Annotated in this window: 23 protein-coding genes; 3 read left to right on the top strand and 20 right to left on the bottom strand. The window is 63.8% G+C overall.

All coding sequences use genetic code 11. The annotated features are described in order from the left end of the window. Positions 1–66: 66 nt before the first annotated feature. On the top strand, positions 67–1,614 hold the full coding sequence (locus A3CW_RS0119855) for a methyl-accepting chemotaxis protein (RefSeq protein ID WP_028205132.1): 1,548 nt from the start codon (positions 67–69) through the stop codon (positions 1,612–1,614). A gap of 504 nt (positions 1,615–2,118) precedes the next feature. Here the strand turns inward: A3CW_RS0119855 and A3CW_RS0119850 are convergent. From A3CW_RS0119850 to A3CW_RS0119820, 7 genes are all read right to left on the bottom strand, one after another. Beyond that, positions 2,119–3,750, bottom strand: coding sequence for an FAD-dependent oxidoreductase (locus tag A3CW_RS0119850; RefSeq protein WP_035513277.1), 1,632 nt, complete (start codon positions 3,748–3,750; stop codon positions 2,119–2,121). Positions 3,751–3,796: 46 nt separating this feature from the next. Beyond that, a complete protein-coding gene (locus A3CW_RS0119845) occupies positions 3,797–4,855 on the bottom strand; it encodes a cupin domain-containing protein (RefSeq protein WP_051481588.1) in 1,059 nt (352 codons plus the stop codon). Beyond that, positions 4,855–5,820, bottom strand: coding sequence for an electron transfer flavoprotein subunit alpha/FixB family protein (locus A3CW_RS0119840; protein WP_028205129.1), 966 nt, complete (start codon positions 5,818–5,820; stop codon positions 4,855–4,857). Before A3CW_RS0119840 ends, A3CW_RS0119845 begins: the two co-directional genes overlap by 1 nt. A 13-nt stretch (positions 5,821–5,833) precedes the next feature. Then, positions 5,834–6,583 (bottom strand): electron transfer flavoprotein subunit beta/FixA family protein, encoded by a 750-nt coding sequence (locus tag A3CW_RS0119835; protein WP_028205128.1) that lies wholly within the window; start codon positions 6,581–6,583, stop codon positions 5,834–5,836. Positions 6,584–6,623: 40 nt separating this feature from the next. Beyond that, positions 6,624–7,766 (bottom strand): acyl-CoA dehydrogenase family protein, encoded by a 1,143-nt coding sequence (locus A3CW_RS0119830; protein ID WP_028205127.1) that lies wholly within the window; start codon positions 7,764–7,766, stop codon positions 6,624–6,626. Between the two features lie 31 nt (positions 7,767–7,797). Then, on the bottom strand, positions 7,798–8,592 hold the full coding sequence (locus tag A3CW_RS0119825; protein ID WP_028205126.1) for an SDR family NAD(P)-dependent oxidoreductase: 795 nt from the start codon (positions 8,590–8,592) through the stop codon (positions 7,798–7,800). Between the two features lie 69 nt (positions 8,593–8,661). Continuing rightward, positions 8,662–9,540: an enoyl-CoA hydratase/isomerase family protein gene (locus tag A3CW_RS0119820; protein ID WP_028205125.1), complete on the bottom strand. Its 879-nt coding sequence runs from the start codon at positions 9,538–9,540 to the stop codon at positions 8,662–8,664. Between the two features lie 244 nt (positions 9,541–9,784). Between A3CW_RS0119820 and A3CW_RS46915 the strand changes: the two genes are divergently transcribed. Then, on the top strand, positions 9,785–10,582 hold the full coding sequence (locus A3CW_RS46915) for a FadR/GntR family transcriptional regulator (RefSeq protein WP_051481587.1): 798 nt from the start codon (positions 9,785–9,787) through the stop codon (positions 10,580–10,582). A 22-nt stretch (positions 10,583–10,604) separates the two neighbouring features. Here the strand turns inward: A3CW_RS46915 and A3CW_RS0119810 are convergent, their stop codons facing one another. The 6 genes from A3CW_RS0119810 to A3CW_RS0119785 all read right to left on the bottom strand — a co-directional run bounded on the left by A3CW_RS0119810 (position 10,605) and on the right by A3CW_RS0119785 (position 16,826). Continuing rightward, positions 10,605–12,068: an FAD-dependent oxidoreductase gene (locus A3CW_RS0119810; protein ID WP_051481586.1), complete on the bottom strand. Its 1,464-nt coding sequence runs from the start codon at positions 12,066–12,068 to the stop codon at positions 10,605–10,607. A 26-nt stretch (positions 12,069–12,094) separates the two neighbouring features. Continuing rightward, on the bottom strand, positions 12,095–12,805 hold the full coding sequence (locus tag A3CW_RS0119805) for an ABC transporter ATP-binding protein (RefSeq protein ID WP_028205123.1): 711 nt from the start codon (positions 12,803–12,805) through the stop codon (positions 12,095–12,097). After that, on the bottom strand, positions 12,792–13,607 hold the full coding sequence (locus tag A3CW_RS0119800) for an ABC transporter ATP-binding protein (RefSeq protein WP_051481585.1): 816 nt from the start codon (positions 13,605–13,607) through the stop codon (positions 12,792–12,794). Before A3CW_RS0119800 ends, A3CW_RS0119805 begins: the two co-directional genes overlap by 14 nt. Beyond that, positions 13,604–14,647, bottom strand: coding sequence for a branched-chain amino acid ABC transporter permease (locus tag A3CW_RS0119795; RefSeq protein ID WP_081771727.1), 1,044 nt, complete (start codon positions 14,645–14,647; stop codon positions 13,604–13,606). Before A3CW_RS0119795 ends, A3CW_RS0119800 begins: the two co-directional genes overlap by 4 nt. Beyond that, positions 14,644–15,525, bottom strand: coding sequence for a branched-chain amino acid ABC transporter permease (locus tag A3CW_RS0119790; protein ID WP_028205120.1), 882 nt, complete (start codon positions 15,523–15,525; stop codon positions 14,644–14,646). Before A3CW_RS0119790 ends, A3CW_RS0119795 begins: the two co-directional genes overlap by 4 nt. 68 nt (positions 15,526–15,593) lie before the next feature. Then, complete coding sequence (locus A3CW_RS0119785) at positions 15,594–16,826, bottom strand: ABC transporter substrate-binding protein (RefSeq protein ID WP_028205119.1); 1,233 nt, start codon at positions 16,824–16,826, stop codon at positions 15,594–15,596. Between the two features lie 211 nt (positions 16,827–17,037). Here A3CW_RS0119785 and A3CW_RS0119780 point away from each other — a divergent pair, with 211 nt between their 5' ends. Beyond that, positions 17,038–18,114 carry an alcohol dehydrogenase catalytic domain-containing protein gene (locus A3CW_RS0119780; RefSeq protein ID WP_211254069.1) on the top strand — a complete coding sequence of 359 codons (1,077 nt, stop codon included), beginning with the start codon at positions 17,038–17,040 and terminating at the stop codon, positions 18,112–18,114. A 42-nt stretch (positions 18,115–18,156) separates the two neighbouring features. Here the strand turns inward: A3CW_RS0119780 and A3CW_RS0119775 are convergent, their stop codons facing one another. From A3CW_RS0119775 to A3CW_RS0119745, 7 genes are all read right to left on the bottom strand, one after another. After that, positions 18,157–19,884 carry a GMC family oxidoreductase gene (locus A3CW_RS0119775; protein WP_028205117.1) on the bottom strand — a complete coding sequence of 576 codons (1,728 nt, stop codon included), beginning with the start codon at positions 19,882–19,884 and terminating at the stop codon, positions 18,157–18,159. 53 nt (positions 19,885–19,937) lie between these two features. Beyond that, positions 19,938–21,446, bottom strand: coding sequence for an aldehyde dehydrogenase family protein (locus A3CW_RS0119770; RefSeq protein ID WP_035513275.1), 1,509 nt, complete (start codon positions 21,444–21,446; stop codon positions 19,938–19,940). Positions 21,447–21,457: 11 nt separating this feature from the next. Further along, positions 21,458–22,708 carry an NAD(P)/FAD-dependent oxidoreductase gene (locus A3CW_RS0119765; RefSeq protein ID WP_028205116.1) on the bottom strand — a complete coding sequence of 417 codons (1,251 nt, stop codon included), beginning with the start codon at positions 22,706–22,708 and terminating at the stop codon, positions 21,458–21,460. A 19-nt stretch (positions 22,709–22,727) separates the two neighbouring features. After that, positions 22,728–22,925: a ferredoxin gene (locus tag A3CW_RS0119760; protein WP_028205115.1), complete on the bottom strand. Its 198-nt coding sequence runs from the start codon at positions 22,923–22,925 to the stop codon at positions 22,728–22,730. A gap of 78 nt (positions 22,926–23,003) precedes the next feature. Further along, positions 23,004–24,218, bottom strand: coding sequence for a cytochrome P450 (locus tag A3CW_RS0119755; RefSeq protein ID WP_028205114.1), 1,215 nt, complete (start codon positions 24,216–24,218; stop codon positions 23,004–23,006). Positions 24,219–24,227: 9 nt separating this feature from the next. Continuing rightward, positions 24,228–25,484 carry a CaiB/BaiF CoA transferase family protein gene (locus A3CW_RS0119750; RefSeq protein WP_081771726.1) on the bottom strand — a complete coding sequence of 419 codons (1,257 nt, stop codon included), beginning with the start codon at positions 25,482–25,484 and terminating at the stop codon, positions 24,228–24,230. After that, positions 25,484–26,668 (bottom strand): CaiB/BaiF CoA transferase family protein, encoded by a 1,185-nt coding sequence (locus tag A3CW_RS0119745; RefSeq protein WP_028205112.1) that lies wholly within the window; start codon positions 26,666–26,668, stop codon positions 25,484–25,486. Before A3CW_RS0119745 ends, A3CW_RS0119750 begins: the two co-directional genes overlap by 1 nt. Positions 26,669–26,795: the final 127 nt, after the last annotated feature.

Raw genomic sequence — 26,795 nt, 5'->3', positions numbered from 1 at the left:
GGTCGGTTTCGGCACGACGGTGGAGAGGAAGCCAATGACAACAATATCCAACCGACCATACAGAACATGACACTCAATAAAAGGCTTCGCTCGATGATCGCGATCCTCTGGATCGGCCTGCTGTTAATCGTCGCCTTTGGTGCGTGGCAAAGCCGCGAAGCGATGATCCGCGAGCGGCGCGCGCAGCTCACGATGCTCGTCGAGGAGGCGATGAGCATCGCGAACCACTACTACGGCCTTTCCCAACGTAACGTGCTGGCCGAAGCCGACGCGCAGAAGCAGGCGCTCGCCGTGATCGGCTCGATCCGCTACGGCACCGACGGCTATATGAGCGTCGACAACTCACAAGCGGTCATGCTCATGCATCCGATCAAGCCCGAGCTCGACGGCAAGCAGCTGAGCGACTTCACCGACGCCGCGGGCACCCACGTGTTCACCGAGCTCGTGAATGCGGCGAACGGCGCGAACGGCGGCTTCCTCGATTACCTCTGGACCAAGCCCGGCCATACGGAGCCCGTGCCCAAGACGAGCTTCGCCCGCCGTTTTGCCCCGTGGGACTGGGTGATCACGACGGGCATGTACATGGACGACGTGCGCGCCGAGTTCTACGACAGCCTGCTGCGCTGGCTCGGCGTGACCTTCCTGCTGGGCGCGGCCGCCACCACGGTGATGGTNCTCGTGGTGCGCAGCGTGCGCAGCAGCATCGGCGGCGAACTGGAAGGCGCGGTGGACGCGGCCAATCGCATCGCCGAGGGCGACCTCACCTTGCGCCTGCAGGTGCAGGGCACGAACGAGACCAGCCTGATGCGCGCGCTCGCCACNATGCAGACGGCGCTCGTGCAAACCGTCTCGCGCGTGCGCAGCGGCGCGGAAAACATCAACGTGGGNGCNAACGAGATTGCGGCNGGCAACACGGATCTCTCGCAGCGCACNGAGGAACAGGCNGCGGCGCTGGTGCAGACCGCGTCGAGCATGGATCAGATGACGGCGAACGTGCGCCAGAACGCGGATAGCGCCCAGCATGCGGCATCGCTNGCGAGCCAGGCCGCCGACGTCGCGACGCGNGGCAGCGCCGTAGTCGACGACGTGGTGCGCACCATGGGCGACATNACGACGAGCTCGCAGCAGATCGGCGACATCATCGGCGTGATCGACGGCATTGCNTTCCAGACCAATATCCTCGCCTTGAACGCAGCCGTGGAAGCGGCGCGCGCGGGCGAACAGGGCCGCGGCTTCGCAGTGGTNGCCGCCGAAGTGCGCAGCCTCGCGCAGCGCTCCGCNACCGCCGCCAAGGANATCAAGGCGCTGATCGAAAAGTCGACCGGCACCGTGACCGAAGGCCAGCATCTCGTGACCAACGCAGGCTCGACGATGACCGANATCGTGCAGTCGGTGCGACGCGTGCACGANATCCTCGAAGAGATCAGCAACGCTTCGCGCGAGCAGAGCGCCGGCATCGAACAGGTCAATCGCGCCGTGGGCGAGATGGATCAGGTCACGCAGCAGAACGCGGCGCTCGTGGAACAGGCCGCCGCCGCCGCCCATTCGCTCAAGGATCAGGTGACGGTCCTGCGCGAATCGATCGCGAGCTTCAGGCTGCCCGCACACGCGTAATGCCACAGCACGCGTCGCATTAGCGGCGGCGCCAGCTTGCGCGTTTGGTGAAGCGGCGCCGAGCCCATGCGGAAGAAGGCGCCGACGCCTCGAGCGATCCTGTCTCCAGGGATCGTGAGGGTACTGAACCAAATCCCTCCTTTGCTTCAGCCACTGCCTGTACCGCTTAGTTGCCAAGAGCGCGGCCTCCGACGCGCCACGAGAAAGGCGCGCGCCATGTTCGGCCGAATCCAGACTCTGCTACGTCGTACCGTTGAATTTTCGCCTCGCGTGACTTGTGTAGCCACGTCGCCCTTGTCCCGCTTCAGGTTTGCAAGAGTGAGCCAGGCAGCGCCTTCGCGAGACACGGGCCACGCTCCGCAACCGTGACGATCGCCCGGCGGTCTTTTGGCTTGAGCAGACTGCACCTATACCGGACGCAGATGAAAGAGGCCGCTCTGACGCTTCCATCAGAGCGGCCTCTTCGTGCGGCTGACTAACCTGCCGAAGTCGCTACGCGTCTCGTTACGCGCGCGTGCCAGGGGCAACCGCGCCCCGCGCCGTGTCGATCAACGAGATCGCATTTTGCGGCAACGCATCCCCGCGCCATACGACCTGACCGTCCGGCCGGACGAGCGCGAAATCTCGCTCATAGAGCATGTGCGCCTCTACATTGTCGATCGACACCACTTCCAGCGGCACGCCGCGATGACGCGCCGCATCCTTGAGCGCATCGATGCCGCCACGCTCTGAACCGAAGCAGAGCAGAACAAACGACTTCCCGAACAGATCGAGCGTGGAGCGCCCCTCCCCCAGCCAGACGTGCGGCGCTCGCGAACCTGGGCGCGCCGTCTGAACGTAGGTGGAGACTTCATCCGGCGGCTGAGGCGTGCCATCTGGCACGACGATCGGGGAGCCCTCGTACATGTATCCGAGGTGGATGCCGATCGAGAACCACTCGCGCTTCATCAGCTCCGTATAGGCATTTCCAAACTCGACACGTGCCGCCTCCGAATCCGGCCCGTCCTCGAAGATGGCGGGCGAAGGCGCCAACACGCGAGGCGACAGCATGCGCTTGAGATTACCGGTTGCCTCCGCGACATTACGAATCGCCACCGGACGCTGCTCGGTCTCGTAGGTTGCGAGCAGATGCTCGCCGCCCCAGCCTTGCAGCACGCCCGCGAGCTTCCACGACAGATTCACGGCATCCTGGATACCGGTGTTCATGCCGAACCCACCGGTGGGTGAAGTCAGATGCGCCGCATCGCCAGCAAGAAACACACGCTTCGTGCCGTAATGATCGGCCACGAGCTGCCGGCGGACCCACGGAAGCAGCGAGAGAATCTCGAAGTCGAATTCCCGCCCGACCGCGCGCACGATCGCCTGGCGCATGTAGGCTTCGTCGTGCGTATGGCGCGTGTCGTCGCCGACCAGCGAGAAGCGCCATTGATCGCACCCATTGATCGCCACGAGCGTCGCCCATGTCCCCTCGGGGCCGATGAATATGTACCGGTAAGCCCGCTCTTTGTCATGAAGCGCTTCGAGATCCTTGCAGCGGAACACGACATTGGTCGTGTGCGTCAGCGTCGGTTCGCCCGTCATGCCGATGCCGAGCGCCTGGCGCACCGTGCTGGCGCCGCCATCCGTACCAACCAGGTACTGTGCCTCGACCGTTCGCTCTTCGCCGGTCAGTGTGTCGCGCACGCGGGCGGTTACGCCACTTTCGGTTTCGGTGAAGCTCACGAGTTCCGTGTTCACGGAGATCGTCGCAAGCTGCGAACGCTCGGCAAAGCGGCGCAGCACCGGATCGAAAAAGTTCTGAGGACAGCGCTCGCGCTTTTGCGGACTCTGTGGCGGGCATTTTTCTTCTCTGGGACTCGGGAAGACTTCGCGGCCGAACTCGTAGCCGTTGAGGCCGGTCACCCACGCGCAATCCTGAGGATAATCGCGGTTGTAGCCCGCTTCATAGACCCAGGGCACGATACCCCAGCGGCGGCAATACTCCATCGTACGCACGCCGACCATGTCCATTTTCGGCTGGACGACCTTGCCGTCGCTGCGCTCGATCAGCAGGGACGGCACGCCGCGAAAGCCAAGGTCTCCGGCAAGCGCAAGTCCGATGGGCCCCGCCCCGACGATCAAAACCGGTTTTTGCATCTCCACTCTCCATTTGTTGAGTCGGCGCGCTGTGGCGCCGCCTGGTTCAAGTTTGTGCGTCCGCGGACTCTTCCCGATACAGCCCCAGCTTGCGCAGCGCGGGAATGTCGTTGACCTGGAAGAGCATCGCGGAGGTATTCGTGCATCGGTTGATGTGCTCGTGAACGGCCCAGGGTGGAATCGCGATGAAATCGCCTGCCCCCCATTCGAACGTGGTTCCGTCGACGATCGTCGCTCCCTGACCGCGCATCACGTAATACACGACGCTGCCCGTATGCCTGTGCGCCTTCGTGTGGATGCCCGGACGCAAGCTCTGCAGCACGGTACCGATGGTCGGCAGCGCCGGCCCGCCCGTGAGCGGGTTCAGATATTCGAGCGCGGTATCGTCATACGGGTCCGGCGGCAACGCGCCCGCAAGGCGCAGCGCGTCGTGCGCACGCTGCGCGGAGTAGACGAGCAACGGGTTCAGTTCGGGCGCCTCGCATGCGGACAGCGGCTTCATGATGCCGCTGCCATACAGGCGAAACGAGCGGTCTGGAATTTGTGCGAGAGGCTGTCGCGGCGCCTCGCTGCCTTCGAAGAAGGTCGCATGCATCGACCGCACAAGCGAGATGTCGAGGACGTCGAGCCAGATCATGGGCTCGTCGCCCTTGTGCTCGTGATCGTGCCAGGTCCAGGCCGGTGTGAGCACGAGGTCGCCTTCGTTCATCTCGTAACGCTCGCCATTTACGATCGTGTCGGCGCCGCGGCCCTTCATGATGAAGCGCAGTGCGCTGGCGGTATGGCGGTGTGCCGTCGCGATCTCACCCGGCAGGATGACCTGGATCGAAGCCCAGAAGGTGGGCGTCGTACCGAACGGCAAGCCGCGATTGGCAAGGCGCAGTGTGCGCCGCTGGCCGCCCGCTTCGAGTTTCAGGTTCGCACCGATCTTGTCCAGCAGACGCGCGAGGTCGGCGGCCTTCCAGTGTGTGGCCTGCATTGACGAGTGAGGCGTACGCGTGAAGAGTGGCCCGTCGGTGGGTTGTGCGACCCGGCAGTTGTATTGATCCAGTTCCCCGGCCAACGCCTGGCGTTGTGCCGTGTCGCTCATGATGGCTTCGCTCATCAGAGGGCTCCCGTTCTGGTTTCGAGACTGCTGGCGAGTTCCGGCACGAGCTCGAAGAGGTCACCGACAAGGCCGTAGTCGGCCACACTGAAGATGGGCGCCTCGGGGTCCTTGTTGATCGCAACGATGACCTTCGAATCCTTCATCCCGGCAAGGTGCTGGATCGCGCCCGAGATCCCGACTGCGACGTACAGCTTCGGCGCGACGATCTTTCCGGTCTGGCCGACCTGGTAGTCGTTCGGCGCGAAACCCGCGTCGACCGCGGCGCGCGAGGCACCGAGCGCTGCATTCAGCTTGTCTGCCAGCGGCTCGAGCACCTTTGTGTAGTTTTCGCCGCTACCGAGCCCCCTTCCGCCCGAGATGACGACGTCTGCGCTCGTCAGTTCCGGACGATCCAGCTTCGTCACCTCGCGGCTCACGAACTGCGATACACCCGCGTCTGCGTCCGCTTCGAACCGTTCGATGGGCGCGTCGCCCGCATCGGCTGCGACCGGATCAAATCCGGTCATGCGCACCGAGATCACCTTGACCGGATCCAGTGACTGCACGGTCGCGATCGCATTGCCCGCGTAGATCGGCCGTTCGAACGTGTCCGCGGCGAGGATGGCGGTCACGTCGCTAATCTGCGCGACATCCAGCTTCGCCGCAAAGCGTGGCGCGATATTCTTGCCGTACGCGGTGGCCGGCACGAGGATGTGAGAGTAGCCCCGCGCAATGCTCAGGACAGTCGCCTCGACGTTCTCAGCGAGGCCGTCCGCCAAATGCGGCGCGTCGGCCAACAGCACCTTTGACACGCCGGCGATCTTCGCCGCCGCGTCCGCTGCCGACTGCGCCTGAAAGCCGGCGACCACGACGTGAATCTCTGTGCCTAGAAACGTCGCGATGATTGCTGCCGCCGAAACCGTATTCAGCGTCGCTGCCCGGATCGACGCATTGTCGTGCTCGGCTATTACCAGAATTGTCATCTATCTGCACCCCTTATAGCACTTTCGCTTCGGACTTCAGCTTTTCGACAAGTGCCTTCACGTCCGGTAACGTTACGCCCGCCGTGCGCTTCGACGGCTCGACGACCTTCAGCGTTTTCAGGCGCGGCGATACGTCGACGCCCAGACTCTCCGGTTCGATCGTCGCGAGCGGCTTCTTCTTCGCTTTCATGATGTTTGGCAGCGTCACGTAGCGTGGCTCGTTCAGACGCAGATCCGTCGTCACCACCGCCGGCAGCGTTAGCGACAGCGTTTCGGCGCCGCCGTCGACTTCACGCACGACCATCACATGCCCGTCGGAAATCGTCACCTTCGATGCAAAAGTCGCCTGTGGCAGGCCTGCCAATGCCGCGAGCATCTGACCCGCCTGGTTCGAGTCGTTGTCGATCGCCTGCTTGCCGAGGATCACGAGCGACGGTTGTTCCTTTTCGACCAGGGCCTTCAACAGTTTTGCAACGGCTAGCGGCTGCAGCTCCGCCGAAGATTCGACCAGGATCGCTCGATCTGCGCCCATTGCGAGCGCGTTGCGCAGCGTTTCCTGTGCCTGTGCAACGCCGCACGACACGACGACCACTTCGGTCGCCACGCCGGCTTCCTTCAGCCGGACCGCTTCTTCCACGGCGATTTCGTCGAAAGGGTTCATTGACATCTTTGCATTCGAAAGGTCGACGCTCGTTCCGTCGCGTGCAATACGCGGCGCCACGTTGTAGTCAAGCACGCGCTTGATCGCAACCATGACCTTCATGTTTTCATTCCCTCCGTATTCTCTCTGCGAACTGCACCTGTCAGCCCGCGAGCAGGCGCCGCGCGACGATCAGGCGGTGGATTTCGTTCGTGCCTTCGATGATCTGGTTGAGTTTCGCGTCGCGCATCATTCGCTCGACGGGGAACTCCTTCGAATAGCCGTAGCTCCCCAACACCTGGACCGCTTCGATGGTGACCTCCATCGCCACGTCGGTGACGAAGCACTTGGTCATTGAAGCAAGCATGTTCAGGCGCGAGTGATCGCCTGAATCGATCTCGTCGGCGCAGTTGTAAAGCAGGTTGCGCGCGGCTTCCACCTTGATCGCCATGTCCGCCAGCTTGAACTGCATGCCCTGGAAGTCCGCAATGGGCCGGCCGAATTGACGGCGTTCCTTCGCATACGCCACGGCGACGTCGAGCGCCCCCTGTGCTAGCCCGAGCGAAGTCGCCGCGATTGTCGGCCGGTTCAGATCGAGCACCTTCATACAGGCCTTGAAGCCATCGCCCTCTGCGCCGATGCGGCAATCCGCGGGAATGCGCATGTCATCGAAGAACAGTTCGTGGTTCGGCGCGCCGTGGCGGCCCATCTTGTGCTCCTGACGCCCGAGGCGAAACCCCGGCGTGCGGGTATCAACCAGGAAAGCGCTGATCCCCTCCGAGCCCGGTGCCTCCGACGTGCGGGCGAAAAGCAGCACATAGTGCGCGTGGCCGCCCCACGTGATCCAGTTCTTCTGCCCGTTGACGACGTAGCTGTCGCCGTCGCGCACCGCTCGCGTTCTGATCGATGAAACATCCGAGCCCGCCTGCGGCTCGGTAACGGCAATCGCGCTCACGAGCCGGCCTTCCGCCGCAAGCGGAAGCCAGCGGGCCTTCTGCTCTTCGGTGCCGTAGTGCAGGATGGGCAGCACGAAGGAAATCGAGTTATTGCCGCAGAGCGTGGCGGCTGCGAGCGAGACCTTCGCGATCTCCTCCTTCACGAGGCACACCATCTTCAGATTGCCGCCCGGACCGCCGTATTCTTCGGGAAGCCACAACTGGAGCAGCCCCATGTCGCCGAAAATCGGCACGAGTTCCGCGGGGAAGCGATCGTCCTGCTCCATGCCCGGCACGAGCGGCAAGACGTCCTTTTGAACCATGCGGCGAACAGAATCGCGAATGGCGACGAGATCTTCGTTGAGACGCATATGCACTCCTTCTCCCAAAATCGTTGGTCGCTCAGTAGCTCGGAAAAGACAAGCCGCCGTTGATACTCAACGTCGATCCGGAAACCTGGTCCGACTCCTTGCTCGAGAGATAGAGGACGTATTCGGCGAGATCCTCGGCGCTATTGAGCTTGAACTTCACGCGCTGCTCAGCTTTCGTAAATGCCTTCACGATTACCTCCTGCGAGCCGGCCTCCTTTGCGGCAAGAAAGCGGTCGTGTGCCGGCGTGCCCGTGGTCAGCGTGGTGGCCACCGAGTTGATACGGATGCCCAGATGGGCGAGCTCGGCGCCGAGGGCGCGCGTGAGGAACATGATCGAAGCACCCGCGGCGCCGATCATCGATTCGCTCGGCGTGGGAATGCGCGCGGCGTCGGTCGTGATGAGCACGATCTTGCCGTACTGCTGCGGGCGCATGAACTTCACGGCCGCATGGACAGCATTCAGCCGTGGCATCAAGCGGCTCGTCAGGCAAGCGATCCCTTCGTCGGGCATCATGTCGACGAAGAGCTTCGGCTTGGGCTCGCGCGGGCCGCCGCTCGCCACCACGATGTCGACCTTCCCGTAGCGCCCGGTCGCCTGCTCGACGGCCGCCTCGATCCCTGCGTAGGAAAGCAGGTCGCTTGCGACGAAGACGCGTTCGCCGGGCCAGGCCCTGCATTCGTCGATGAGTTCGCGCGCTGCCTCTTCGTCACGCCCCTGAATCACGACGTTCGCGCCGCTCTGCGCGAGTTTGATGACTGACGCGCGTCCGATTCCCTTCGTGCCGCCGAGCACGACCGCCGAAGCACCGGTTAGATCAGTTTGCATGTTCCGCCTTTTCTTCTGCTTGCCCGTGCCAGACGGGCAGGTAATGTGTAAGTGCCTTGAATCGCGCCATTACTCGCCCGACTTCGCGTCGTCGTCGTAACGGTTCTCGCGCGCGTGCGCCGCGCCCGTCACACCTTTGTTGCGGCGCTCCTTCATGAAGTTGTTTTCGTCGGCTTCGTAACGAATGTTGGTTCCCAGCGCGTGCATCACATAGCCCTGCACGAATTGAGAAGTCATGCCGAGCGAATCGAGCGACAGATGCGTCGCCGCTTTGCCGATCGCGATCGCGTCACGCGGCAAGCGCACGATTCGCTCCGCCCAGTCCTCGCCCGCCGATTCCAGTTCTGCGGCAGGCACCGCCTTGTTGACGAGGCCGATGCGCGCCGCCTCGATGCCGCTCATCACCTCGCCGAGCAGCAGGATTTCGCGCGCCTTCTTCGGCCCAAGCCCCAAGATATTGATGCTGGTCATGTACGACGCGCCGGCAAGGCCCATCTTCTGTTCGGGATGGCCGATCTTCGCGTCTTCCGCCGCAATCGCCAGATCGCTCGCCTCGACGATGTAGAGTCCGGCGCCCACGCAGTAGCCCTGCACGAGCGAGAGCGTCGGCTTGGTGCAATAGAGGAGCTGGCGAAATTGTTCGACGTGACGTTTATCGAACGAGAGACGAATCCGTTGGCTCGGCCGGCGCGCGCCGGGATCCTTCGAAAATCCGTACTCCTTGCCACCCACTTGCGCGAGGTCGTGCCCGGTGGAGAAGTCGCGGCCTTCGCTGCGGAAAATGATGAGACGCACGTCGTCGTCTGTCTCCGCGCATTCAATGTGCTCCATCATGCGATCGAACATTTCATACGTCAGCGCATTGCGCTTGTCGTTGCGGCAAAACGTGATATACGCCCGGCCGTCCCGCGCCTCATATTTCACGAGGTCCCTCAAGTCTTCGCTCATCATCGCTCCTTGCTGGATGGACCGGCCCGCCCCGTTCGTGCGTTCGCCGGCATGTATCGTTGGTTGGATATTATTGGTTGAACCTTTGACATATGGTTGCGCAGAAGAAGGCAGGCTGTCAAGCCTGATTGGCGTCTTGCGTAAAATCCCTGGTTCGTCCACGCTCATGCGGCTTGTCGATTTGCCGCCGGCCAGTTAGCATTGCTGTGCCCCTTGAATGGTTTAATTATTGAAAGCGTTCACCATGACCCTGACTTCCCGGCGCGCCGCCCCAAAAGCCAATGCCACCGCTTCCACCGAGCGCGGCTCCGCGCGGCCGGCACCCGCTTACTCGCCGGTGCAGACTCGCCGCGCGTTTGAAGCCGTCACGGACCAGATTCGCGGCCAGCTCGCCACTGGCGCGTTGCAGCCGGGCGACCGGCTGCCCTCCGAACGGGAACTCGCCGAGTCGTTCGGACTGTCGCGCAACACGGTTCGCGAAGCGTTGCGCTCGCTGGAGATTGGCGGGGTCCTCGAATTCCGTAAGGGCGCCACGGGGGGCGCGTTCGTCCGCGAAGGCCAAGGCGACGCTGTGATCGCCGGTTTCGCCGACCTCTTCCGGCTCGGCGCGATCAAGCCAGCCGATCTCACCGAAGCACGTCTCATCGTCAGCGTGGCCGCTGCACGCCTCGCTTGCGTGCGCGGCAGCGAGGAAGACTTCGCGGCGCTGCGCGAAAATGTCAAAGCCAGCGAGGCGGCGGTCGCCAAGGGCGACGTGCGCGAGCGTGTGCGCGTCAATCTCGAGTTTCACCGGCTGCTCGCGCGCGCTGCGCGCAACCCGGTCCTCGTGATCCTCACCGATGCGCTAGTGGAGATTCATGAACAGTTGCTCGAAGTGATAGCGCCGCTGCCCGATAGCGCGGTCATGCCCTCGCGCAAACGCCTCCTCAAGCATCTGATAGCCCGAGACGAAGAAAAGGCGGCGAGTGAGATGGAAAGCCATCTGAAGACGCTGGAAAAGCACTATCTTTCGCAAGCGTCCAAGGACGCGCGCCCCGAGTAAGGCGCGCGCGTCTCATCGAGGCCTAGCGACTGGCGAAGTCGCGCCTGGCCGCCTCGGCAGCGCGCAGACCGAACACGGCGGCCTTGATGAGCCCGCCCACATACCCGGAATTGGCGCCGCCTTCGATGCCTCCCGTCGTCGCGCCCGCCGCATAGAGTCCCGGCACGGGACGATCCTGCGCATCGAGCGCGCGTGCATCGGCGTCGATCACAATGCCACCCATCGTGTAAGTCAGGCCGGCGCACAGTGGAATCGCCAGATAGCGCGGCCCGCTTATCGCGAGGGCGCCGCCAGCGAGCATCGCTGGCCTCACGGTGCGCGGCGGAACCATCGATGAGAGCGTGTCGCTCTTCAGCGCGCGGTTATACGTGTCGATGCTCCCGGCAAGCGCCTGCGCATTCATGCCAAGCATCGTCGCCAGCGCTTCGATGCTGTCGGCGCGATACACCACGGCGCCGAGCGCTTCGAGCGCCGGATTCGGCGGCAGCAAGAACGTGCGGCCCGCCGTGTCCCAGATCTCCTCGTCGAGCACCACGAAGGACGAGAGCGGGTCATCGAGCGCCGCAATCGCATTGGCGATCGCCACGCCGCCGAGACCCTCGTCCGCGAAGCGCCGGCCGTTTGCGTCGACAACGATCGCGCAGGAAGCCACGATATCGAGCACCGGATAAGGCCAGAGCGCTTCGTCACGCAGCGCCGCCTTGTGCTGCACATGTCCGTAGAACCGGTCCATGCCGACCAACGCTGCGCCCACCTCGCGCGCCATGCGAATGCCATCGCCCATGCCAGTGCCCGCGCCGCGCTTGCACAGCAGTTCCGGGCGCGGCGAGATGTGCTCGCGCACCATTTGCGCGTTGCCCTGAAAGCCGCCGTCGGCAAGGATCACGGCGTTGGCCCGAATCGCGATGCGATCTCCGTCGGGCGTCTGCGCCCGCACCCCGGTACAAAGCCCGTCCGTCATGATGAGCTCAATTGCGCGCGCGCCACGCATGAAGCGGCCACCCGCCGCGACGAACGCACTTTCGAGCGTCTGCAGCAGGCGGTCGCCACCCTTGTCACGCCAGTGATTTTTGAAGCCCGTCTCGCGCAGACTGAACGGCATCAGCATGTTGCCCATGAACGGATAGTCGCCGCCGCGCCCGAATTGCGCGCCATGCCTGCCGAGCCAGCGTGCCACGCGAGCCCCGTCGCGCGCGATCGCATCGGCGAGCGATGCGTCGCGCAAACCCGCGCTCGCTTGCGCAATGGCCTCGCAGAGCTGGGACGGCGCCTCGTCGAGATCGTGAAAGGCGATATGAAATACACCGCCTGCGTACCGTGAATTGGCCGGATACCGCGCTTCGTCGCCCGCTTCCAGCACGATGGCCGTCAGGCCCAGTTCCGTCAACCGGTTGGCCGCCACGAGCCCCGCCAGACCGCCGCCGACAATCGCCACGTCGGCATCGATCGCGCGCTCAGTTGTCGTCGTCTTTCCTGTCTCCGTCATCGTCTCTCCTGTGTTGGTAGCTGCCGTCAACCGAGATACGCTTGACGGATGGTGTCCTGTTGTCGCAACGACTCGCCTTTGCCGTGCGCGACGACTCGACCGACCGAAAGGACATAGCCGTAGTCCGAGAGTTGAAGCGCCTCATCGGCATGCTGTTCGACGAGCAGCATCGTGAGCCCCGCGCGGCGCAACACCTCCAGGACCTCGAACATGCGCTCGACCACGAGCGGCGCAAGACCGAGCGAGGGTTCGTCGAGCAGCAGCAGCTTCGGGTCCGCCATCAGCGCGCGGCCGATAGCGACCATGGACTGCTCGCCACCGCTCAAGGTAATAGCGCGCTGGCTGGCGCGCTCCGCGAGTCTCGGAAAGAGGTCGTACACGTAATCAAGGCGCTGCCGAAACAGCGCCGGGTCACGGCGACGCCTCAACCGGTGAAAGCCGAGTTGCAGGTTTTCGCTCACCGAGAGCGCCGCGAAAACCTGGCGGCCCTCGGGCACCTGCACGATGCCGAGGTCGACCACGTCTGGCGCCGAAAGCCGCGTAATGTCTTTGCCTTCGAACACGATGCGGCCTTTCGTGATGTCCACGAGGCGCGAAATGGTATTGATGAGAGTCGACTTGCCCGCGCCGTTCGCGCCGACCGCTGAAACGATGGTACCGCTCGGGATGTCGAGCGAAATGCCGTGCAGCGCCTCAGTACCCTTGTATCCCGCGCAGAGTCCCTCAATTTTGAGCATGTGCCCCCCTTACCCCGAGATAGGCCTCGATCACCTTCGGATTGGATTGCACCGCGGCCGCATCGCCTTCAGCAATCTTTGCGCCATGGTCGAGCACGACGATGCGGTGGCACAGATTCATGATGAAGCCAATGTCGTGTTCGACGATCAGAATCGTGAGCCCGTCCTCGTTCAGTTGACGCAGCATGCGCCCTAGCGCAGCGGTCTCTTCGTCGTTCAGGCCCGCCGCCGGCTCGTCGAGCAGCAGGATGGCGGGGTCGCTCGCGAGCGCACGCGCGATTTCTATCAGGCGCTGCTGGCCGTGCGGCAGATGCACGACGAGATCGTCGGCGCGCTGCTCAAGTCCCACGAAGCGCAGCAGTTCGAGTGCGCGCTTCACGTTGCGCCGCTCATCCTCGCTCACGCGCCGCCTGCGCAGCAGCGAAGGGAGAAAGCCGTCGACCAGCTTCGGATGAAAGCCCAACATCACGTTTTCGAGCACGGTGAGCCCGCCGAACAGGCGCACGATCTGGAATGTGCGAGCCATACCCATCGCGCTGCGCCGATGTAGCGGCGTGCCTGTGATACGCGCCCCGTTGTAGAAGACCTCGCCACCACTCAGTTCGTCGACACCCGTGATCAGATTGAAGGTCGTCGACTTACCCGCTCCGTTCGGTCCAATGAGGCCGACTGCCTCGCCCTTGCGCACGTCGAACGACACGTTGTCCACCGCGCACAGGCCGCCGAAGCGCTTGACGCCCTCCTGGATCGAGAGCAACACGGCCCCATTGACAGGCGTGCGCTGCGTTACACCAGTGTTCATTGTCCGGCTCCGTTCTCTTTGGTCACGCCGTCGCTCAATTGCTGCCCGCTCCGGCCCGAGGAATCCTGGCCGCGCAGCCATGCCGACAGCGAGACGACGAGGCCGGACAAGCCGTTGGGGATGAAGATCAGGAACAGCAGCAGGCACACGCCATAGGCGAGCGTTTGCAAGTCGCCGAAGTCCGCGAGGAATTGCGGCGTGATCACCACGACGATCGCACCAAAAATTGGCCCGTACCGCGTGGCAAGACCGCCGACCACGGCGATCGTGAGCATCGAAACCAAAGTAGGGAACTCGGCCATGCTCGGGCTGACCTGTTGGTTGACCACGGCGAAGCCGATGCCCGCAATCCCCGCGAGCACCGCGCTGAAGACGAACGTGCGCAGCTTCTGCACAGGCACGTTCACGCCGAGCGCAGCCGCCGCCCGCTCGTCGTCGCGAATGGCTTGCAGCGAACGGCCCAAATGCCCCGAGACGATGGCGTTCTGCAGGATCAGCACAACCGTTGCGGAAGCAACGATCAGATAGTAGAGCTGAAGGCGGCTCAGCGGTTCGTCGCCAATCGCGAGCGGTGGAATCAGGATGCCGGCCGAGCCGCCCGTTACGTCGATCCAGCGGTTGGCGACGCCCGAAATCACGAGGCCGAAGCACAGGGACGCCATCGCGAGATAGTGGCTACGCAGCCGCAGCAGCGGAATGCCGATCAGCAACGCAACCAGCGCGCACACAACGAGACTCGCGGGAACCGCGGCAATCACGGAAAAGCCGGCCTTCGTCTGGAACAGCGCATAGGCATAAGCTGCGATCCCGAAAAAGCCCTGATGTCCCATCGACACTTGACCACAATAGCCGTAGAGCACGTTGAAGCCCATGCCGAGGATCGCATAAATCCCGATCAGCGAGACGAGGCGCATCTGGAAGCCCGTCGTCATGACGAGCGGCGCGCACAACGCGGCGCCCAGAAACACCAGAAAAGCTGGCGAAATCAGCGGCACATGGCGTACCCGCACTGCGCGAGGCGAAAGGGAGGTGGATTTCATCGGCGAGCAGCCTCGAAGTCGCCCAGCAGCCCGAACGGGCGCACGAGCAGAACGATCAGGATGACCAGGAAAATGATCGGCTCGGCGTAGAGACTGCTGCCGTAGCCGGCCACGAAGGCTTCGAGCACCCCAATGGCGAGACCGCCTGCCGCGGACGCGAACGGGCTGCCGAGGCCGCCGAGAATCGCCGCCATGAAGCCCTTGACGGTCAGCCCGACGCCCATCGACACCTGACCGCCAAGCAACGGCCCGACGAGCACGCCGACGAATCCGCTCACGAGCGCGCTGAACACGAATCCGAAGCGTACGACGCGTTCCGAACGAATCCCCATCAGTTGCGCGATGCGCGGCTGCGCACCGGTTGCACGAATACTGAGCCCGAAGCTCGTGCGGTATAGCAGGAACCACGTGATGGCGAGCAGCGCGATAAAGGCGACGACGATGGCGATCTGCTGCATGGTGGTGGTGACCGAACCGATAGCGATCGGATCGAGGGAAAAGACGTTGGGCACGTAGAGCTGATTGGCGCCCCAGATCAACAACGCGCCCCCGCTCGCGATCGTCGCGCCGGCCAGTGTCCCAATCATCACCGTCAAAGGCGGTGCACCGCGCCGCACGAGCGGGCGATAAACGCCGAACTCGAGGGCGAGCGCAGCAACGAGCGCCACGATCATCACCGCGCCAATGGCGAGAGGCGTGGGCAGACTGCACGTGACCATGAAGAAGATTGCCGACATGGCGCCCAGCATCACAAACTCGCCCTGCGCGAAATTGATGATGCGATTGGTGCCGTAGATGAGCGAAAGCGACAAGCCGAGTAATCCGTACACGCTGCCGTTCGTCAACCCTGCGAAGAGAAAGACTGCCATCCTGTCCATGAAATCGGACCCTCATACGTTTGGCGCAGGCGCGCCTGTGCGGCACTGCGCCTGGTGATATCCGCGTATCAGAGCGGCTTGAATTTCGAGAGATCGGGCTTGACGAGACGCGTGCCGCCGTCGGCCACCTGGACGAACACATACCAGTTCTTGTCAGGCGAACCATGATGCTGCTGTACGCTGAAGTGGTAACTTGCAGCCGCCTCCCCTTGCAGGCCCTTGAACTGACCCAGCTGATCCACGGCGTTGCGGAATGCGAGGCGCGCACCGGCAATGTCACCCGCGTCGAGCGCCTTTTGCACCGCCGGCGTCGCGATGACCTGGAGCGCCGCCTTGGCCGCGTCGTAGCCGATCACGGGATAGAGCGTGGGCTGATGCGGACCGTAGCGCCCGTTGAAGTCCGTGAAGAACTTTTTCACGTCGGGGCGATCGGGGTCCACTGTGTCCGGCACCAGTACGCCGTCGCTCGCCGGTCCGGCGAGGTGGCGCAGCGTGTCCAGCAGCGCGCTGCGCGACACGACGATCGGCATGTTGATGTTCAGCTGGCGTGCGGTGCGCAGCACACGCGCGCCGTCCGCCGCGTAGGGGAACACGAGCAGGACATCGGGCTTCGCTTCGCGCAGGTTGATCAACTGCGGCGAGAGATCGGTTGCATTGACGTCATAGGTCTGTTGCGCGACGACCGTGATGTGTTTCGCTTCGAGCGCCGCGGTGGTCGCGCGCGCACCGTCGGTGCCAAACGGCAGCGAGTTGTTGATGATGGCCGGGCGCCTGAAGCCTTGTTTCACCAGCAAATCGGCGATTGCCGCGGCGTCCTGGCGGTTCGCCGGGCCGAAACGGAAGTGATAGGGCGCAGGCGGATTCGTAAGCGAATCCGTGCCCGCGGACAGCATGAAGTACGGGATCTTGTCGTCGGTCGCGACCGGGATCATGGCGGCGGCCGGTGCTGCCGGATTGCCGCCGATGATGACGAGCGCCTTGTCGTCTTCGGCGCAGCGCGATGCGAACGTTGCCGTGAGTTGCGGGTCAGTCTTGCCGTCGTACGAGATCAGCGAAATCTTGTGGCCGGCCACGCCGCCCGCCGCGTTGGCTTCGTCGACCGCGAGTTGCACGGCCTCGAAGCCCTGCGTTCCCGTGTCGGCCGCCGCTCCGCTGCGATCGTCTACCGAGCAGATCACGGCCGGCACTGCGGCGTGGGCCGATACCGAGCACGCGAACGCCACGGCGGCAAAAGTCTGCCACAGCGCCTCAGTCCATCGGGAATTGGGCCGCGACGACGCAGCCGGGTTTGCAACGTTCATGACTGTCTCCTCAACCGGTAAGCGGGAAATCGACTGGATTCGATCTCGCGTTTTGTCATTGGATGAACCTTTGGCACAATCATAAAACCTTGCGTTTTCCGTTGTCAAGAATGCCCTCCTAAGGGTTTTGCCTCGTTTGTCAGGGAAGCACGACGCACGAAACTATTTGACGAACTCCATCACCGCCAAAGTCAGTCAATAAGGATTCCAAATGAACAATCAGAACTGTTGCTCCTCCATGCACAGCGTAAAGCTGGCGCGTCAGGGCGAAGTAGGACTTGCATCCGTCCCGCGCCCGGAGCCGGGCCCGGACGAAGTCCTGCTTCGCGTACTGGCCGCCGGCCTGTGCCAGACCGACTTGCACATCCGCAACGCCACCGACTCGCGCACCCCGGACGGCACGACGCTCGGCCACGAGATCGCAGGCGTGGTCGAGCAATGCGGCGAAGCCGTCACGCGCTGGCAGCCCGGCGAGCGCGTCGTGGTGCATCCCTGCTGGTCGTGCGGCGTTTGCGCCGCATGCCTCGCAGGACGTCAAAACGCCTGCCGCAACACCGGCTCGCGCCTCGCGCCGCCGCCCACGCCGGGTGTCACGAAGGACGGCGGCATGGCTCACTACGTCCGCGTGCCGGAGCGCGCGCTCATGGCGATCGGCGACCTCGATCCGGCCATCGCTGCGACCCTGACCGACGCCGCGCTTACGCCTTACCACGCAATCGCCACCTGCTCGACGTTGCTGCATCCCGGCTCGACGACCGTCGTGATCGGCCTCGGCGGACTCGGCAATCTGGCCGTGCAGATCCTTCGTGCCACGAGCGCCACGCGCATCGTCGCTGTCGACCTGAGCGACAAAGCCATCGAAGCCGCACGCCCGTGGGCCGACATCACACTGCGCGCGGACTCGCAAGGCTTCATCGACTCAATCCTGGCGATGACCGCCGGCTTCGGTGCCGACGTCGTGCTCGACTTTGTGGGCACCGACGAGACACTGCGCACCGCGGCTGCCATCGTCGGCCGCTACGGCGCAATCCGCGTAGTCGGCCTTTCCGGTGGCACCCTGCCCTTTGTCGCCCGCTCCGCGCGCAACGCATTGCCGCGTGGCGTGACGGTCATGTGCCCCTACGGCGGCACCTACGCCGACCTCGCCGCGGTGATCGCACTGGCCCGGCGTGGCGCCATCCGTCCGCTCGTCACACGCTTCGCGCTCTCCGACGCACTGCAAGCCTTCGATGCCCTGGAGGCCGGCCGCATTCGCGGCCGCGCCGTGCTCATTCCTGAAACCGCGTAACCGTCGCGCGGATCGCCGGCAGCGCCGGCGACTTCCGGCGGGTCACGCGGTTCGCGCCGCTGCGAAACGCGGCTGTTCGATCATCATGTCCGCGACCTTCTCCGCGGCCATCATCACGGGGAAGTTCAGATTGCCGCTCGGAATGTGCGGAAAGATCGACGCATCCACCACGCGCAGGCCTTCCACGCCGCGCACACGCCCTGCGTTGTCGGTGACCGCGAGCGGATCGCTTTCCGGCCCCATGCGGCAGCTGCTCGACGGATGCCACACGCCCACACAGGCACTGCGTACGAACGCGCGCAATGCAGCTTCGTCGGCGAGCAGCTCGGCGAGCGTCGCGCCGCCCGAGATGACCTTGCGCATCAACAGGCTGCGCAGCGGCGCGGGACCGTCCAGCAGCGCGGCCAGCAGATCCGTGACGAGCTTGTTACGCCGGCTCAGCATGGCAACCTGGCGCACCTTCTCGCTGTAGCTGGCCGGAAACGGATCAGCCGTCACCGCACGCACGCTGGCCAGCGCCTGCACGGCCGCCATGCGGCGAAAGCCGTCCATCAGGCGCTGCAGATCTCGCTCGTCGGCGAGCATGTTGAAATCGATGTCCGGCGCCGTGCGCCAGTCGGGCGATGCGAGCCGCACCTCGCCTACGTTCGAGAACGGCTTGTTCACGTACATGAGCATCGTACCGATGCGCTCGCCCACCGCATGCCATGAAGTCTTCGTGACGATCGACACGAACATGTCGCCGGCCGGTGCACCACCGATTTGCGACGAATACCGCCAGCCGGTCAGGATATGCCTGCGTGTCGCCGCGTTGACGCGCGCCCCCTTGCGAATGAAGGAGGCAAGCGCGATCGACGGGTGCTCCATCAAGTGCTGGCCAACGCCCTCGAGCGCCGCCACGATGCCTATGCCGAGTTCGCACAGATGAGCCGCCGGCCCGATACCCGAGCGCATCAGAATGGCGGGCGATTGCAACGCGCCCGCCGAGAGCACGACCTCCTTCGCGCGTACCTCGGCGGGCAGTCCGGGCAGCTCGAGCCGGATCCCGACGCAGCGACGGCCCTCGAACACGAGACCGGCGACTTCCGTACCAGCCCAGATCGTCAGATTCGGGCGTGCGCGGGTTGCGGTATCGAGGTAAGCCATCGAGGCCGACACGCGCTTTTCATCGTCGTTGGATATCGCAATCGGAAAGTAGCCGTCGCGGAAATCCCCGTTCTGATCCGCCAAAAAATCGTAGCCCATTTGCCGGAGCCCGGACGCAACCGCGCTCGCGTGACCGGGCCATACATTGGGCATGATGCGGCGCACCGGGATGCGTCCCGACGCGCCGTGCAGCGGGCCGCTGAAGTCGAGGTCGCGCTCCACCTTCCGGAAGTACGGGAGAACGTCCTCCCAGCTCCAGCCTTGCACGCCGCGCGCGTGCCAGTCATCGTAGTCGGACGGCGCGCCGCGATTGAAGAATTGGCCGTTGATGGACGAGCCCCCGCCGAGAATGCGCGCCTGCTCGTATTTGCGCAGCTTGCGCGGCGCGCTGGAGCCGGGATCGGCGGCAACGGTCGTGACGCACAACCCGGGCCACAGATAACTCGGATTCAGATACGCGGTGCCCGGGTAGCTGTCGAGAATGGCGCCGGGCAGCTTGTCGTTGGGCAGATCCGCTCCCGCTTCGCAAAGCAGCACGCGCCGCGACGGATCCGCGGACAGGCGATGGGCGAGCACCGAGCCTGCCGAACCGCCGCCCACAATGATGATGTCAAAGGTTGTCATAGCGTCTCCTGCTCTTGTTTTCTTTTTGCGTGGCTGCGCTGGCAGAGCCATCATCAATCGAGGTTCACTGCCACGCTCTTTTGCGATGTGTACAGTTCAAGCACTTCGCGGCCCCGCTCGCGCCCCCATCCCGACTGCTTGTAGCCGCCGAACGGCAATGCAGGCTCGTTCACCATGTGCGCGTTGACCGACACCGAGCCGGCCTTAATGCGCCGCGCCAGCTTGTGCGCCACGCTGAGATCGCGCGTCCAGATACCGGCGAAAAGACCGAATTCGGTCTGGTTCGCTTCGGAGGCGATGTGCTCGAGGTCGTCGTCGTCGAAAGGCATCGCGCAGACGATCGGCCCGAAGATTTCCTCGCGGCGAATCGCCATGTTCGACGAAGTCTCGACGAACACCGAGGGCGCGACGAAATACCCGTCCGGATCGAATGCACGCGGTGCGCCGAGGCGGCGAGCGCCCTCCCGTTCGCCAAGAGCGGCATAGTGTTCGACGCGCTCCTTCTGGGCGCGTGAAATGACCGGCCCCATCTGGCTCGCCGGGTCGAGGCCGTGGCCCACCACCAGCTTGTCACCGTACGCGATCACGCCTTCGACTACGCGGTCGAATACCTTCCTATGCACGTAGAGACGCGAGCCGGCCGAGCACACTTGCCCGCTATTGAAGAAGATGGCGTTGGCAGCGGCTGGCGTTGCGCGCTCGATATCCGCATCGGGAAAGATGAACACCGGCGATTTGCCGCCCAGCTCCAGAGAGACCTTCTTCAGGTTGCCGAGCGATGCCTCTACGATGCGCTTGCCCGTAACCGTCGAACCGGTGAAGGCGACCTTGTCGACGTCCGCGTGCGTGGCGAGCGCCGCGCCGGCCGTCGCGCCGAAGCCGGTGACGATATTCACCACGCCAGGCGGAAACCCCGCAGCCTCGAACAACTGTCCGAGCCGAAGCGCGTTGAGCGGCGTCTGCTCGGCGGGCTTCAGTACGACCGTGCAGCCAACGGTCAGCGCGGGCGCCAGCTTCCAGATCGCCATCGACAGCGGGAAGTTCCATGGAATGATCTGCCCCACCACGCCCACGGCTTCACGCAGGGTATAGGCATGCCATTCACCGGGCTGCGAGACGCTTACCGTCTCGCCATTGAGCTTCGTGGCCCAGCCCGCCATATAGCGCACCATCTCCGCCGTGCCGGCAATACCACGCCGCGCGACTGCGAGCGGCTTGCCGTTGTCCACGGTTTCGATTTCGGCGAACTCGTCACCGTGCTCTTCGATGAGGTCGGCAAGTCTGAGCAGGAGACGCGTGCGCTCCGCAGGCTTCATGCGCGGCCAGGGCCCGGTTTCGAACGCGCGGCGCGCGGCCTTGACGGCGAGGTCGATGTCCTCTGCGGCACCTTCGGGCACGCGCGCGACTACCTGGCCAGTACCCGGATCGAATACGTCAAAGGTTTTGCTGGAACATGCCTCGACCCAGCGCCCGTCGATCAACATGCGGTGCTCCGAGCCGATGAAGCGCGTGCTCTGCTCACCGAGGGCGGCATACTGTGATGAAGATAATCCAGTCTGCATTTCAGGAATCCTTATGAAGAGACGGAAGTTTCGAGCAGCAAGCGCAGATTGAAAGTCTCGTCGGCGACCTGTGCGGGGGTGACAGGCGCGCCCGCCGCAATGAGACGTCGCGCGGCGATATGATCGCCTGCCCGGTTCACGGACTCGACGGAAATCAGACGGCCTTGCGCAAAACCATAAACAGAGAACTGCATGGAACCGCAATCACCGCGCAGCACGATTTCCTCGGCGCGTCGCATGCCAAGGCCCGCAATCTGCAGCTTCGCTCCACCCTGATCACTCCAGAACCACGGCACGGCGTCGTACGGGCTGGCTGCAGCCGGCTCCTTCGGTGCGAGGCGCGTGGCCAGGTAGCGCGCTTGATCGACTGCGTTCTGCACCGATTCGATCCGGCAACGCCCGCCGGCGAAGCGCGATGGAAACGATGCGCAGTCGCCCAGCGCGTAGATGTTCGGATCGGCTGTGGCGAGCGACGCGTTCACGACAATCCCGTTGTCGGCCTCGAGGCCGGCTGCCTGCGCCAATTCCACGTTCGGCACGACACCGATGCTGAGCACGACGAGATCCGCCTGGATATGCGTACCGTCCGTCAGCTCGACCGCGCTCACGCGATCGTCTTGCGCGTGGATCGAGTGCACGTTCGCATTAAACGTGAAACCCGTGCCAAGCGCCTCGTGATGTGCCCTGAACGCCTCACCGACCTGCGCGCTCACCACTCGGCTCATCGGTGCGGGGCCAGCCTCGATCACATGTGCAGGCACGCCTTGCGCGGCCGCAACCGCAGCGAATTCGAGGCCAAGAAAGCCCGCACCAATCACCACAGGCTGGCGCGCCTGCCCGAGCGCCGCGCGCAACGCACCCGCATCGCGCATCGTGCGCAGATCGATCAGACCGTTCACACGCGGCGCCGCGCCAAACGCGCGGTTGCGCGCGCCCGTGGCGAACACAAGCTGTTCGTAGTCGATACGGCGTCCGCCGATCGTCCACACGCACTGCGCGTCGCGGTCGATCCGCGAAACACGTTCGCCGAGTATCAGTTCGATCCCGGCCCTGGTATAAAAGGGCTGTTGCTGAAAAGTGAGATTCTCCGCTTCGCATGTGCCGCCCAAATACGCCTTCGAAAGTGGCGGACGCTGATAAGGAAGTTCCGGCTCCTCGCCGACGAGCACCACGCGCTTCGTGTAGCCCGCTTCGCGCAGCGAGGCCGCAAGCTGATAGCCCGCCTGCCCCGCTCCAATGATCACGATACCTGCCGCTGTCATGTCATGGCCTCGCAAATACTCAATCGTCCTCGTACGTGATGACGAGCGCCGGACACAGCCGCGCCGCCTCACGCACCGATTCGTGCAATTCGGGTGGCGGATTCTCCTGCAGCACGATGACGAGACCGTCGTCCTCGTTCTGGCTGAACACCTTCGGCGCGGCCACCACGCACAATCCCGCTCCGACGCACTTCGTTGCATCGACCATGATTTTCATTTCATTTCCTTGCTGATCTAGCAGCTCAATATATTGGGAGGCGTGCGCCGGCAGCCCGTGCCGCGCACGCAGCGTGCGTCACCACTCGACTGGCAGCGCGTCCACTCCGTAAACAAAGGCGTCGTGTCGGAATTTGAGGTCTTCGAGCGGCATCGCGAGCCGCAGTTTCGGCAGGCGCTGAAACAGCGACGTGAAAACGATCTGCAATTCCGCACGCGCAAGCGGCTGACCCAGGCACTGGTGCACGCCGTAGCTGAACGCGACGTGATGCCGGGCTTCGCGATGAATGTCGAATGCGTCGGGTTCCGGGAAGTGCTTCGGGTCGCGATTGGCCGCACTGATGAGAGCAAGCACGCCCTCGCCCTTCCTGACGAGCGTGCCGGCCACCGTCACGTCCTCGAGCGCGACGCGCGGTCCGTTGTAATGGACGATCGTATGAAAGCGCAGCATTTCCTCGACCGTGTTGGTCACGAGCGTGGGATCGGACACTAGCGCGTCCTTCTGTGCGGGATTCGTCAAAAGCGACAGCGTGCCGAGCGCAATCATGTTCGCGGTGGTCTCGTGGCCACCCATCAGCAGTAGCTCGATGGTCGCGAGTGCCTCTTCACGCGTCATGTGGCCGGGCACGACCTGGCTCGTCACGAGACGGCTGATCAAGTCGCTGCGATTGCCGGGCGATTGCATCTTCTGCGTGATCAGCCTGTCGAGATATTCGCGCATTTCCGTGCCCGCGCGCACCGGCACCTCGGGGTCGGCGGTGAGATCCAGCTTGGCCTTGCTGCGCTCCTGGAAGAACTCGCGATCCTCATAGGGGACGCCGAGAATGCGCGAGATCACGGTAGTTGGCACCGCGAGTGCAAAGTCCTCGAACAGGTCCGCGGGAGAACCCTTCGCCTCCAGTTCGTCCAGCAGAAGATCGACGGTTTGCTGCAATTCCGGACGCATCGCCTCGACGTGATGAACCATGAACTCCTTGGTCAACATGCGGCGGTAACGCGTATGCTCCGGCGGGTCCATGCGGATGATGGTCGGCGGATGTTCGTTCATCAGCAGCGACGCGCGCGCCGGGGCGATGAACGGATATCCCGGCGTAGAAGGAACCGTCGAGAAACGGTTGTCGCCGAGAATCGCGCGCACGTCTTCGTAGCGCGTCGCGATCCACGCCGGCGTGCCATCCGGCATCGTGACTCGGGACAGACCGTCCTTCTCGCGGATTTCACCATATTGCGCGGGAGGTGCGAACGGACAGCGGCGCATCGGAAATGCCTGCGCGGCGGCGGATTGATCTTGCATCGTGTCTCCTTAGTAAATGACGTGCGCCGTGTGTAACTGGGCGATCGTGTCCGCATCGAGACCCAGGCGCTCGGCGAGCACCCGGTCGGTGTGCTCGCCGAGCAGCGGCGGCGCCTTGTGCGGCGCAAGTGAGGCCTCTCGAAACTTGAGCGGCGACCCCACCAGGTTGATTCGTCCGGCGGTGGGATGATCGATTTCGCGGACCAGTTCGCGCGACTTCGCTTCCTCCGAGGTCAGCGCCTCGAGCACGTTTTGCACGAGCCCCGCCGGCACCCCCGCCGCGCGGAAAAGCGATATCCATTCGTGACGCGAGCGTGTGCGAAAACGTTCGGACATGATTTCGTCGAGCGCGTCGCGGTTCGCGCGGCGCCCGTCGTTATTAAGGAAGCGCGGGTCGTGCGCGAGCCCGGGCAGACCGAGAACGTCCGCGCTGAAGCGCGCGAACTGCGCATCGCTGCCCACATGGAACATCAGCGGGCCGTCCGCGGCGTGATAGAGCCCTTGCGGGATGATGTCCGCGTGGCTATTGCCGTAACGACCGGGCGGCGTTTTCAGCAGCAAGGCGTTGGCGGCCACGGAAACGTGATTGGCGAGCGTGCAGTCGAACAGCGCAATGTCGATCGCCTCGCCGTGGCCATTGCGCAACCGGCGCACGAATGCAGCCAGAATCGCTTGAGTCGCGTACATGCCCGCGGTGATGTCGCAAATCGGCACCCCGGCTTTCGATGCCTCGCCGTGCGGCTCGCCGGTGATCGACATGAGACCGCTTTCGGCCTGAATCACCGAGTCGTAGCCCGGGCGAGCCGCGCTCGGGCCGGTGCGGCCATAGCCGCTCACCGAGCAGTAGATCAGCCGCGGATTCTCGGCCTTGAGCGCCTCGTAGCCCAGTCCGTAACGATCGAGCGTGCCGAGCATATAGTTCTCGACCAGAATGTCGCTCTCGCGCGCCAGTTCCTTGATCAGCGCAGCGCCCTCGGGCTTCGAGAAGTCGATCGCGACCGACTGCTTGCTGCGATTGATCGCGAGGTAGTAGGTGCGTTCGCCGCCCTGGATCGCGGTACCCCAATGGCGTGTCTGATCGCCGCCCTTCGGGTGCTCGACCTTCGTGACTTCCGCGCCGAGATCCGCAAGCATCATCGCGCAGAACGGAGCGGCAAGTACGCGCGACAGATCGAGCACGCGCACGCCTTTGAGCGGCGGCTCGTGCTGACCAAGCGCCGGCAGGTTGCTGGCTGCTTCAGGAATCGTGGGGCGGATTTCGCTCATCACTGCGCCCCGCCATCGTTCGCAAATGCCTTCACCTCAGATGCGAGGCCAAATTCACGCAGCACTTCTTCGGTATGTTGACCGAGCGTCGGGGGCGGACGACGAATCAGCGTAGGCGTGTCGGACAGGCCGATCGGGTTCGAGACCACCTTGAACCGGCCCGCGTGCGGGTGATCGAGTTCCGCCACGAGATCGCGCTGCACGCGAGGATCTTCGAAGACCTCCTCGAAGTTGAGCACCGGCGAGAACATCGCCTGCGCCTCCAGCAGCTTCTCGTTCCAATGCGCGAGCGGCATTTTTGCGAACGCGGCCGCGAGCCCCGAATCGACGATCTCCCGATTCGCCAAACGCCCCTCTTTCGTGCCGAGCCGTTCGTCCGCCAGCAGTTCGTCTGCACCGACTGCGCTCGCAAGGACGCGCCAGAACTTGTCCGTGTGCGCGATCACCATGATATGGCGCCCATCCGAAGTCGCGTACGTGTTGTACGGCACGATCTGCCAGTGCGCGTTGCCGATACGCCCCGGGGTTTCGCCGGTCGCGAAGTAATAGGCATCGCGCGGAATCATGCTGAAGATCGTTGCGTCGATCATCGAAAGATCCACACGCTGACCCCGCCCGGTGTGATGGCGCGCCTCGACGGCAGCGAGTACGCCGATGGTCGAAAGCAGCGGCGTGATGAGGTCCGAATAAGGCATGCCCGTTTTGAGCGGCCCGGTCTGCGCATCGCCGGTCAGTTGCATGATCCCCGACATCGCCTGGACGACGGGATCCATGCCCGGGCGAATGCTGTCCGATCCTGTGCGCCCGAATGCGGACGTGGAGCAGTAAATCAGGCGAGGGTTGTCTTGCACGAGCTTCTCGTAGCTGATGCCGAGTTTTTCGGCAACGCCCGGCCGGAAATTCTCGACGACGATATCCACCTGCGCCGCCATTTTCTGGGCAAGGCGCTGCCCTTCCTCAGTCGTCAGATCGATCATGACGCTGCGCTTGTTGCGGTTCAGCGTCAGGAAATACACCGCATCCTTGCCGAGGAACGTCTCGCCTGTCAGGCGCATCGTGTCGCCTTGCGGCGGTTCCACCTTGATGACGTCTGCACCGAAGTCACCGAGCAGCATGGTTCCGAACGGGCCATTCATCATTTGAGTGAAATCGAGGACTTTGAGACCCTCAAGTGCACTTTTCATTCTTTCTCCTCATGTCTTTGCGCCGCCTTGCCGTGCGCAGGGTTAGTCGCCGGATGCATGACTGGCATGCCGATCTCCGCAAAAGTCATTGGTTCAACCTTTGATCTTCGATGACGAATACTGCATC

The organism is Paraburkholderia nodosa DSM 21604, assembly GCF_000519185.1.
Classification (GTDB): Bacteria; Pseudomonadota; Gammaproteobacteria; order Burkholderiales; family Burkholderiaceae; genus Paraburkholderia; species Paraburkholderia nodosa.
The sequence above is the reverse complement of the archived record's forward strand: the minus strand, read 5'-3'. Positions and strand labels throughout refer to the sequence as shown.